This is a genomic window from Leucobacter chromiiresistens (genome assembly GCF_001477055.1).
Lineage (GTDB): Bacteria > Actinomycetota > Actinomycetes > Actinomycetales > Microbacteriaceae > Leucobacter > Leucobacter chromiiresistens_A.
In genome coordinates, this window is sequence record NZ_LDRK01000095.1 from 1 (window position 1) to 9,112 (window position 9,112).

General features: G+C 71.0%; 13 protein-coding genes. 6 read left to right on the forward strand and 7 right to left on the reverse strand.

Features of this window, described 5'->3' with window-relative positions; genetic code table 11:
* The coding region (locus NS354_RS11100) for a DUF1206 domain-containing protein (protein ID WP_058594548.1) at positions 1 to 640 on the reverse strand (640 nt) is incomplete at its 3' end.
* An 85-nt stretch (positions 641 to 725) separates the two neighbouring features.
* On the opposite strand from NS354_RS11100, the gene NS354_RS11105 reads away from it, so the two are divergent.
* The 4 genes from NS354_RS11105 (at position 726) to NS354_RS11120 (ending at position 3,673) form a co-directional block, all read left to right on the forward strand.
* Complete coding sequence (locus tag NS354_RS11105; protein WP_058594549.1) at positions 726 to 1,145, forward strand: GNAT family N-acetyltransferase; 420 nt, start codon at positions 726 to 728, stop codon at positions 1,143 to 1,145.
* A gap of 48 nt (positions 1,146 to 1,193) precedes the next feature.
* Positions 1,194 to 1,601 (forward strand): hypothetical protein, encoded by a 408-nt coding sequence (locus NS354_RS11110; RefSeq protein WP_058594550.1) that lies wholly within the window; start codon positions 1,194 to 1,196, stop codon positions 1,599 to 1,601.
* A gap of 64 nt (positions 1,602 to 1,665) precedes the next feature.
* Positions 1,666 to 3,012 carry an APC family permease gene (locus NS354_RS11115; protein ID WP_058594551.1) on the forward strand — a complete coding sequence of 449 codons (1,347 nt, stop codon included), beginning with the start codon at positions 1,666 to 1,668 and terminating at the stop codon, positions 3,010 to 3,012.
* Positions 3,013 to 3,016: 4 nt separating this feature from the next.
* Positions 3,017 to 3,673 carry a Pr6Pr family membrane protein gene (locus NS354_RS11120; RefSeq protein WP_153002197.1) on the forward strand — a complete coding sequence of 219 codons (657 nt, stop codon included), beginning with the start codon at positions 3,017 to 3,019 and terminating at the stop codon, positions 3,671 to 3,673.
* A gap of 63 nt (positions 3,674 to 3,736) precedes the next feature.
* Here NS354_RS11120 and NS354_RS11125 read toward each other — a convergent pair whose 3' ends face one another.
* The 3 genes from NS354_RS11125 to NS354_RS11135 all read right to left on the reverse strand — a co-directional run bounded on the left by NS354_RS11125 (position 3,737) and on the right by NS354_RS11135 (position 6,722).
* Entirely contained in the window at positions 3,737 to 4,618 is an 882-nt protein-coding gene (locus NS354_RS11125; protein ID WP_058594553.1) for a manganese catalase family protein, read from the reverse strand.
* A 144-nt stretch (positions 4,619 to 4,762) separates the two neighbouring features.
* Entirely contained in the window at positions 4,763 to 5,698 is a 936-nt protein-coding gene (gene glsA, locus NS354_RS11130; RefSeq protein ID WP_058594554.1) for a glutaminase A, read from the reverse strand.
* Positions 5,699 to 5,702: 4 nt separating this feature from the next.
* Positions 5,703 to 6,722, reverse strand: coding sequence for a helix-turn-helix transcriptional regulator (locus tag NS354_RS11135; RefSeq protein WP_058594555.1), 1,020 nt, complete (start codon positions 6,720 to 6,722; stop codon positions 5,703 to 5,705).
* A 98-nt stretch (positions 6,723 to 6,820) separates the two neighbouring features.
* On the opposite strand from NS354_RS11135, the gene NS354_RS11140 reads away from it, so the two are divergent.
* Positions 6,821 to 7,276, forward strand: coding sequence for a VOC family protein (locus NS354_RS11140; RefSeq protein ID WP_058594556.1), 456 nt, complete (start codon positions 6,821 to 6,823; stop codon positions 7,274 to 7,276).
* 85 nt (positions 7,277 to 7,361) lie between these two features.
* Here the strand turns inward: NS354_RS11140 and NS354_RS11145 are convergent, their stop codons facing one another.
* The gene (locus NS354_RS11145; protein WP_058594557.1) at positions 7,362 to 7,691 is read right to left on the reverse strand and encodes a hypothetical protein; all 330 of its coding nucleotides are present in this window, start codon (positions 7,689 to 7,691) and stop codon (positions 7,362 to 7,364) included.
* Between the two features lie 83 nt (positions 7,692 to 7,774).
* Entirely contained in the window at positions 7,775 to 8,134 is a 360-nt protein-coding gene (locus NS354_RS11150) for a hypothetical protein (RefSeq protein ID WP_058594558.1), read from the reverse strand.
* Positions 8,135 to 8,319: 185 nt separating this feature from the next.
* Between NS354_RS11150 and NS354_RS11155 the strand changes: the two genes are divergently transcribed.
* Positions 8,320 to 8,805 (forward strand): arsenate reductase ArsC, encoded by a 486-nt coding sequence (locus NS354_RS11155; protein ID WP_058594559.1) that lies wholly within the window; start codon positions 8,320 to 8,322, stop codon positions 8,803 to 8,805.
* Here the strand turns inward: NS354_RS11155 and NS354_RS11160 are convergent.
* On the reverse strand, positions 8,735 to 9,112 hold a 378-nt coding region (locus NS354_RS11160), incomplete at its 5' end, for a TetR family transcriptional regulator C-terminal domain-containing protein (RefSeq protein ID WP_193750769.1). The two genes, NS354_RS11155 and NS354_RS11160, sit on opposite strands and share 71 nt — an antisense overlap.

The window sequence follows — 9,112 nt, forward strand, 5'->3', positions numbered from 1 at the left end:
CGAGCGGTACGGCGATCGCGAGGAGGGCGCCGCCCTTCGCGACGAAGCCGACCGCTCCGAGCGCCGCGATCGCCCGGCCCCCGCGGCCCGGCGGGATGCTCATCTGCTTGCGGAAACTGCGAGAGGCACCCATCCAGATCCAGGCCGCCCCGACGCCGGCGACTCCGATCCCGATGAGGATCAGCAGCACCGTGCCGCCCGGGATCGTGAGCAGGCCGCGGCTCGCGTCGCGCGTGGTGCGGTCGGGGTCGGGCCGCGCACCGACGGCTACCGCTGTGGCGATGCCGCCCATGACGCAGAACGCGACGCCCTGACCCCACTCGGCGAGCCGACGCCCCCAGCGGCGCCTCCGGGAGGCGCGATCGAGCGCGAAGCCGTGCACGATGTGGAAGACGCCGAGTGCGAAGAGCAGCACGGCGACGGCGCAGAGAGCCGCGAGACCGAACGGCGCGTTCGCGATGGAGGTCAGCGCCCCGACCTGATCCGCCTCCGCGCGTCCGTGCCGCACGACCAGCGCGATCGCGAGCGCTCCGATGAGGCCGTGGACGACGCCGCTCGCCGCGTACCCGCCGCGCGCCATCGCGCGGAAGGCGCGGGTGCGCTCGGTTCTGCGCGCCACGGATTGCAGTCGGTCGTCCATGGCTCGAGGCTAGCGGATCGCGCGGCCCCTGCCGGCGTCGGTGCAGTCGATGCCGGCGCCGCACCGGCGCGCGTATCGTGGTCCCATGACCCATCGCATTCTCGATCGCGTTCCCTCGGCCGCCGAACACGCCGCCCTCGCCGCCGCCGTCGGCTGGCAGTCGCACTTCGACGAGGAGGTGCGCGCCGCTTCGCTGCGCGCGTCGCTCGCCGGGGTGGTGTGCGTCGACGCGAGCGGCGAGGTCGTGGGCATGGCGCGAGCGGTCGGCGACGGGCTGCAGTACGCGTACGTGCAGGACGTGATCGTCCACCCCGAGCACGAGGGATCGGGCATCGCGACGCGAATGGTCGAACGGCTCCTGGAGCTGCTGCAGCCGGAGGGCGACGTCGAGCTCTTCGTGGGACTGTTCGCGAGCGACGCCGCGGTCGGCGTGTACGAGTCGCTCGGCTTCACTGCGGAGGATGCAGTCGGCATGCACCGTCGTCTGCGGGGCGACGCTTCCTGAGAACGCAACCCCCTCGTCGCGGGAGGAACGAATTCCTAGTCTCGAGGCATGTCAGTGAACAAGCTCAGACTCGTCGCCACCGGTGTCATCTCGCTCGCACTGCTCGGAGGGGCGACGGGGTGCGGCGGCGTGTCGCCCACCGAGGGATCGGGCGAGGTGCGCGATCAGGACGACGCTCCCAACGGGTTGGGCGACGAGGTGGAGGAGCAGATCGACGATCGCCTCGCGGTCGGCGATGCGGAGGGCTTGAGCTCGGACGAGGTCGCCCTGCTCGAGCGCATCGACGAGTACGAGGACGTGTCGACCGACACGGTCCGGGTGCTGGTGGACGGCGAGCTCGCCGAGGCGGATCGCGATGCGCTCGCGGAGGCGGTCTTCTCGGCGAGCGAGAATCCGGCCCTCGGCACCGTGCAGATCGTGGACGCATCGGGCGACGAGACGGAGCACACCCAGTAGTTCGGGCCGTTCGCCCGTGTCAAGGGGCGTCCGTCGCGCTCAGGCGCTCCGATACCCTGGCGCGATGACGCCTGACACCGAGGCCGGATCCTCTCCGACCGACACGAAACTCCGCCGCTCCGTCTCGGGCCTCCTGCTCTTCGCCTTCATCCTCGGCGATGTGCTGGGCGCCGGCATCTACGCCCTCATGGGTGTGCTCTCGGAGGAAGTGGGCGGCATGCTCTGGGCGCCGCTGCTGCTCGCCCTCCTGCTCGCGCTGCTCACCGCCGGATCCTACGCCGAACTCGTGACGAAGTATCCTCGGGCCGGAGGCGCGGCGGTCTTCGCCGAGCGGGCCTTCAAGAGGCCCGTCATCTCCTTCCTCGTGGGCTTCTGCATGCTCGCCGCCGGCGTGACCAGCGCGGCCGGGCTGGCGATCGCGTTCGCCGGCGAGTACCTGCAGACGTTCGTGCAACTGCCGACGACGCTCGTCGCGATTCTCTTCCTGGTGGTCGTCGCGCTGCTGAACGCGCGCGGGATCCGGGAATCGCTCGGCGCGAACCTGGTGATGACCGCGATCGAGGTGAGCGGACTCGTCATCGTCATCGTCGTCGTCGGGCTCCTGCTCGGCTCCGGCGGCGGAGACGTCTCGCGCGTGCTCGAGGGGCCGCAGGGCACGAGCACGGCGGTCGCGGTGCTCGGCGGCGCGATCATCGCCTTCTACTCGTTCGTCGGCTTCGAGACCTCGGCGAACATGATCGAGGAGGTGCGCAACCCCGCGCGCACGTACCCCCGGGCGCTCTTCGCGTCGCTCGGCGTCGCCGGCCTCGTCTACGTGCTGGTCGGCCTGGCGAGCTCGATCGCCCTCCCCGCCGACGAGCTCGCCGCCTCGAGCGGTCCGCTGCTGGCCGTCGTCGAAGCATCCGGATCGCACATTCCGTCGTGGGTGTTCAGCGCCATCGCGCTCGTGGCCGTCGCGAACGGAGCACTGCTCACCATGATCATGACGAGTCGCCTCGCCTTCGGAATGGCCGAGCAGGGTCTGCTGCCGGCGCAGCTCGGCCGTGTGCTCCCGCGGCGGAAGACGCCGTGGGTCGCGATCCTGGCGACGACGCTCGTCGCCGCGCTGCTCACCCTGGTCGGAGATCTCGCCACGCTCGCGGAGACGGTCGTGCTGCTGCTGCTCTTCGTGTTCCTGAGTGCGAACGTCTCCGTACTGGTGCTGCGGCGCGACCGCGTCGAGCACCGCCACTTCCGGGTGTGGACGTTCGTGCCCGTGCTCGGAATCGCGTCGTGCATCATGCTCATGACGCAGCAGAGCGGCACCGTCTGGCTCTTCGGCGCAGTGCTCATCGCCGTGGGCGCCGTGCTCCACCTGCTCGCCCGCTGGGGTGCGCGGCGCAGCGGTGCAGCAGCTCGGCAGGACGGCTGACGCGGTGGCGGCCATTCCGCGCGCGTTCGCGATCGCCGCGGCGTTCACGGCACTGCTGATCGCCGCCGCAGTCGTCGGCCAGTGGGCGTTCAGCCTCAGCTTCGAGCCCGACGACCTGGGGTTCTTCACCGTCAACTTCTTCAGCTTCTTCACGATCCTGTCGAACGTCGCGGCGGCTGCCGCGCTCGCGAGCGGAGCATGGTTCAGCGGTCGGGGAGCGGGCGCGCCCGAGTGGTTCTGGGGAGTCTTCGGCGCCGTCACCACGTACATGGCGACCACGGGCGTGGTGTACAACGCCCTGCTGCGGGGCATCTCGCTCGATCAGGAGGCGACGCTCGGCTGGTCGAACGAGGTGCTCCATCTGATCGGACCGATCCTCGTCGTCGCGCTCTGGTGCGTCGCGCCCGGGCGACCCGCGCTGCCGTGGCGGCACCTGGCCCTCGCCGCCGCGTTCCCCCTCGTCTGGGGCGCGTACACACTCCTGCGCGGGGCGCTCGTCGGGTGGTACCCCTACCCGTTCATGAACCCGGCGCAGCCGGGAGGCTACGCGGCGGTGGCGCTGTACATGGTCGCGATCGCCGCGTGCATCATCGGCGCCGACGCGGCGATCGTGCGGGTGAGCCGCGGCCGGCGCACCACCATCGCGCGTGCGCGCGGCTGAGCCCGGCCCGCACGGCCGGGCCCCGGGCGATCGCGCGCGCCCGGGGCCCGGCGTGCATCCCGGCTACTCCTTCTTCAGCGCGTCCTGCGCGCGACCCGCGAGCTTCTCGACGACGTTCGGCACGTCGGTCGTGCCGTAGAAGCGGGCATCGGGATGGGTGGGCGGCGGCATCGGCACCCCGGCCTCCGGAGCCTCGTGGTAGCTGAACTCGCCGAGCCCGTCGGGCGTCGGGCCCGACGCCCAGCTGCCCTCGCTCGCGGCCGCGCCGTCCGAGAAGTTGATGTACTGGTACGACACGTCGCGCTCCTCCTTGCCGATCGGGAAGTTGCTCGGCACCGGCAGCGACTCCACGCCCTCCGCCTGCAGCTCGGCAGCCGCGGCGAGCCACTGGTTCTGATGCATCGTGTCGCGGGCGAGCAGGAAGCCGAGGAGATCGCGCACGCCGTGATCGTCGGTCATGTGGTAGAGCCGCGCGACCTGCACGCGCCCCTGCATCTCGGCGTTCGCGTTCGCCTGGAAATCGGCGAGCAGATTGCCGCTGCTCGTGATGTAGCTGCCCATCCACGGGTTGCCGTTGCTGTCGACCGGCCGGGCGCCCGCGCCGGCGACGATGCCCTGCTGCACGTCGGTGCCGCCGATCACCGCGGCCACCGTCGGGTCGTTCTGCACGGCCTCGTCGGTGATGCCGAGGGGCGACTTCTCGAGCAGCTGCGCGATCATCACGGCGAGCATCTCGACGTGGCCCATCTCCTCCGCGCCGATGCCGAAGACGAGGTCGCGGTACTTGCCGGGGATGTGCATGTTCCACGCCTGGAACTGGTACTGCAGCGCGACCGTGATCTCTCCGTACTGCCCGCCGAGCACCTCCTGCAGCTTGCGGGCGTACACCGCATCGGGCTTGTCGGGCGTGGCCTTGTGCTGGAGTTCTTGCCGGTGAAAATACATCGTGCGCTTCCTCTCCGTCGCCGTTCGGAGACCCGCGGTTCGGCCCTGCTGCGACCGGCGATGCGGCCCAGCCCACACCCGTCCCCTGCTCGCGGCGATGGGGTTGCACTCGAGAGAAGCGAGGCGTACGGTGCGCCGGAGAGTTCAGCGCGGCACCCGGAACGCGTGGAGCCCCAGGTCCGCGCTCAGCAGCGCACTCGCGCGGTGGCCCCGCACGCTCGTGCCCTGATCGTCGAGCGGGGGGCTGAAGATCGCGGCGCCGAGAAAGCCGGGCGACGCGAGCACGATCGCCCCCGAGACGCTCGACTTCGCCGGCACCCCCACCTCGCGCATCCAGCGCCCCGAACCGTCGTACACGCCGCAGGTCGCCATGACCGAGATCACGTCGCGCGCCACCTCGGGGGAGACGACGCGTTCGCCCGTGCAGGGGTTGACGCCGCCCGAGGCGAGCGTCGCGCCCATGACGGCGAGGGCGGACGCATCCACCAGGGTCGCGCAGGCGCGGCCGTACACGCCGATCGCGTCCTCCGCCTCGACCCGCAGGGTGCCCTCCGACCGCATCAGGTGCGCGAGTGCGAGATTGCGGTCGCCGAGCCGCTGCTCGGCCGCCGCGACCTCCTCGTCCACCTGCAGCGGACGCCCGGCGAAGGCCGAGAGGCCCGCCGCGATGCGCTCGGATCGCGCGCCCGCGTCACGGCCGTCGACGATCGAGCTCGTCAGGAGCGCGCCGGCGTTCACCATCGGGTTGGGCGGTCGACCGGTTCCGCTCTCGAGCTTGACGGCGTCGAAGGCTTCACCGGTGGGCTCGATGCCGACCCGCTCGAGCGCTGCGCGACCCGTGTCCTGGAGCGCGAGGGCGAACACGAACGGCTTGACGGCCGATTGGATGCTGAACGCGGCCTCGCCCTGCCGGCTCGTGCGCACCTCCCCGTCCAGCGCGACGAGCGCGATGCCGCAGAGATCGGGATCCGCCTCGGCGAGCTGCGGAATGCTCTCCGTCACACTGCCGGAGGTCTCCGGCAGTACGCGCTCCCGCAGCGCGTCGAGGTCGTAGGAGCGCACGTCGTCGGCGAGGTTCATGCCTTCAGCTTGCGGGAGCGTCGGGTGCGAGGCCGGCGTTCGCGCGGCGCGGCGCGGAATGGGCGAACCGCTCGGCGACGCTCGCGAAGGCGGCGGCCAGTTCCGGGGGGCCGACCACCCGCATGTCGGCGCCGAACCGGCCGAAGGAGGCGGCGAGCGAGTCCCACGACCACGATCCCGCTTCGAGTGTGCACGAGCGATCATCGATCGGCGTCACGGTCCCGTCGCCGGCGAACGGGATCACGTCGCCCGCGGGAAGCTGCAGCACCACCGCCCCGCGGCACGGCCACGCATCGATGTCGGATCCCTTGAACCTGGCGGCGACGAATTCCCCGACGGTGGGCGTCGGCAGCTGCCGCCGCGCGAATCGCGGCCCGTAGGGCGTGCGCAGCGCGATGCGGTGGACGGCGAAGAGGCGCCAGTCGTCTCGTTCGACGTCCCACGCGAGCAGATACCAGCGTCCGTGCGCGGCAACGAGGTGGTGCGGTTCTGCGCAGCGGGGGGCGACCGGCGGCCCGCCGTCGGGTGCGGTGGTTCCGAACCGGTCGTAGGTGAAGCGGATGGAGTGGCGTTCGCGGATGGCGCGCGCGAGTGCGAGGAGCTCGGTCGGGTGCACGGGCGGAGCGGCGGAATCGCCGGCGCGGGCGACCGTCGCGATGTGCAGCGCGTGGAGGTGGTGCGCAAGGCGGGCGGGCATCACGCGGCGGAGGGTCGCAAGCGCCCGCGCCGCCGCGTCTTCGATCTCGGCGCCGAGTGCGCCGCTCGCCTGCAGTGCGATGGCGATTGCTGTGGCCTGTTCGTCGTCGAAGAGCAGTGGAGGCAGCGCCGTGCCCGCGCCGAGTCGGTACGCGCCGTCGCGGCCGTGGGCGGCGTCGATGCGGTATCCGAGTTCGCGGAGCCGCGCGACGTCGCGGCGAACCGTTCGGGCGCTCACCTCGAGGCGGGAGGACAGCTCGGCTCCCGACCACCGGCGTCCCGATTGCAGCAGCGAGAGCAGGGCGAGGAGGCGGGGAGCTGCCGACATGCGCTCAACACTAGTTCCGAATGAGGACAGGATCTGGCCGCATCGGCTGCGAGAGTGGGCGAACCGCTCGAACGGCGGATCTCACACAAGGAGCAGCGATGACGATTCAGACGACGGCCCACCTCAACTTCCGCGGCGATGCGCGCGCGGCGCTCGAATTCTACCGATCCGTGTTCGGCGGTGACCTCCGCGTCAGCACCTACGGAGATCTCGGCATGCCGGAGGAGTTCCCGGACGCTCGCAAGGTCGTGTTCGGGCGCCTCGCCGCGGATGACGGATTCGCGGTCATGGCCTACGACATTCCGGGCGAGAGCGCGGGTTCGATCGCCGGCGGCGGCTCGACGCGGCGCGAGGGGCAGACCACCATCACCGATCAGGCGATGTTCCTGTCGATCAGCGCGGAGACGCTCGCTGAACTGAGCCCCTACTGGGATGCACTGCGCGCCGGTGCGACGGTCGTCGCGCCGCTGTCGGCCTCGGCGTGGAGCCCTGGCTTCGGCATGCTCACGGACCGCTTCGGCGTGACGTGGAGCTGCAGCGTCGCGACGGAGTGAGCGAATCCCCTCGGCGCGGCTCTCCGCGCGCATGCCGAACGCCGCCCGCCCGAGTGCTCTCGGGCGGGCGGCGTTCGTCGCGGTCTCAGATCAGATCCGGATTCTTCTTCACGTACCGCTCCGCTTCCTCCTCGGTGATCGCGACCAGCCCGCGCGGCGTGTGCGCCAGCGCGTTGAGTGCGCGCACCCACACCTTGCTGAGCTCCGGATCGCGGCTGCCCGAGAACCGGAACGCCACCGTCGCGTACGGCGACAGCCAGATCGACAGCCGCCCGTCGCCCTGGTCGTGCGGCTTGTGCCAGCTGAGGAAGAAGCACTCCTGCTTCTTCAGCTTCTGCCCGATCACGAATTGCAGGTGAGCCAGCAATCGATCCTCGAACTCGTATTCACGTCCCCCGTGTATCAGATTCCCCATATGGGGCAGTCTGGCAGTTCAAACAAACCGCGATAGGGGTTGCTTTTCTCTGCGGAGTGTGATCTTCCGTGGGCGGGTCGGTGTCAGGCGATCCGGTCCGTGCGCAGGTTTCCGGGGTATTGGTTGCCGCTCGCCTCGGCCACGGCGAGCTTGCCGTCCTCTCTCGTGACGATGAGCCCGGTCGTCGCGTTCGCAGACTCTCCGAGTCGCTGCAGCCACTCCTTGTTGATCTCGGGCACGCGGCTGCCCAGGAACTTGAACGTCAGCGGAGTCTCCGGGGAGATCCAGATCGCGGTGCGCCCGTCTCCGGCGCTCATGCTGTCCTTCCACGACATCAGGAACGGCTCCTCGCGCATGAGCTTCTGCACGATGACGATCTGCAGGTGCGCGAGCAGGCGATCGTCGAAGTGCGTGGTGAGTCCGTCGTATCGGATCGATCCCATGGGTCACTCTTCCTTTCGTTCCGCGGCGATCCGGTCGCCGCGGGTGAGCGTCACCAGTGTCTCAGGAAACGAGTCGTTCCGAGCGCACGTCGGATCACGGAGTCGGATCGACTGCGACTGCGGCCGCCAGTGCGACCGCCCTCCGCTATTGTGAACGCATATCCACGCTCGCGGAAGGTGATCCGATGCACAGCTCGACGCGGGGGAGCGACGCCCCGAAGCCCTCCGTGCTCTTCGTGTGCGTGCACAACGCCGGCCGGTCGCAGATGGCCGCGGCGTACCTCGCGCACCTGGCGGGCGGTGCGATCGAGGTGCGGTCGGCGGGCTCCGCCCCCGCGTCCTCGCTCAACCCGGCGGCGGTCGCGGCGATGCGCGAAGTCGGCATCGACATGTCGGCCGCGACCCCCCGCGTACTGACGCCCGAGGCCGTGCGGGAGTCTGATGTGGTGATCACGATGGGCTGCGGCGACGCCTGCCCGATCTTCCCGGGCAAGCGCTACGAGGACTGGGAGCTCGACGACCCCGCCGGGCGCGGCGTGGAGGCGGTGCGCCCGATTCGCGACGCGATCCGAGCGCGGGTGGAGGCGCTCGTCGCGGAGCTCACGCGCGGCGATGCTCCGGCGACGGAGGCGGCAGCGCGAGCTCGTCGAGGTGGCGCGACAGCGTTGTGAGGGCGTCCGCCGGTGCTGCCGCGTCGCCGCGCCAGAGGCCCTGCATCGCGATGCCGTCGAGGAGCGCGCGCAGCCGGGTCGCCTCGAAGGCGGGCTGGCGTGCGGCGTGGAGCCCGCCCGTATCGTCGAGGATGCCGATGGCGGCCCTGCAGGCCCGATCGACGCCGTCGTGGAGCCGCTGCGCCGCGGGGCGCAGGGAGTGATCGGTGAGCGCGAGCACGCCGAGCTGCGCCTGCGCGACGATCTCCAGCCTCCGCTCCGCGTCGAGGGGGAGGAGCTGCGCGAGCAGCGCCTCGGCGAGCGCGCG

Bases quoted from the DNA above. Each gene is read 5' to 3' on its own strand.
- NS354_RS11105 (WP_058594549.1), top strand. From the start codon at position 726: ATGACCCATCGCATTCTCGATCGCGTTCCCTCGGCCGCCGAACACGCC.
- NS354_RS11110 (WP_058594550.1), top strand. From the start codon at position 1,194: ATGTCAGTGAACAAGCTCAGACTCGTCGCCACCGGTGTCATCTCGCTC.
- NS354_RS11115 (WP_058594551.1), top strand. From the start codon at position 1,666: ATGACGCCTGACACCGAGGCCGGATCCTCTCCGACCGACACGAAACTC.
- NS354_RS11125 (WP_058594553.1), bottom strand. From the start codon at position 4,618: ATGTATTTTCACCGGCAAGAACTCCAGCACAAGGCCACGCCCGACAAG.
- glsA (WP_058594554.1), bottom strand. From the start codon at position 5,698: ATGAACCTCGCCGACGACGTGCGCTCCTACGACCTCGACGCGCTGCGG.
- NS354_RS11135 (WP_058594555.1), bottom strand. From the start codon at position 6,722: ATGTCGGCAGCTCCCCGCCTCCTCGCCCTGCTCTCGCTGCTGCAATCG.
- NS354_RS11140 (WP_058594556.1), top strand. From the start codon at position 6,821: ATGACGATTCAGACGACGGCCCACCTCAACTTCCGCGGCGATGCGCGC.
- NS354_RS11145 (WP_058594557.1), bottom strand. From the start codon at position 7,691: ATGGGGAATCTGATACACGGGGGACGTGAATACGAGTTCGAGGATCGA.
- NS354_RS11150 (WP_058594558.1), bottom strand. From the start codon at position 8,134: ATGGGATCGATCCGATACGACGGACTCACCACGCACTTCGACGATCGC.
- NS354_RS11155 (WP_058594559.1), top strand. From the start codon at position 8,320: ATGCACAGCTCGACGCGGGGGAGCGACGCCCCGAAGCCCTCCGTGCTC.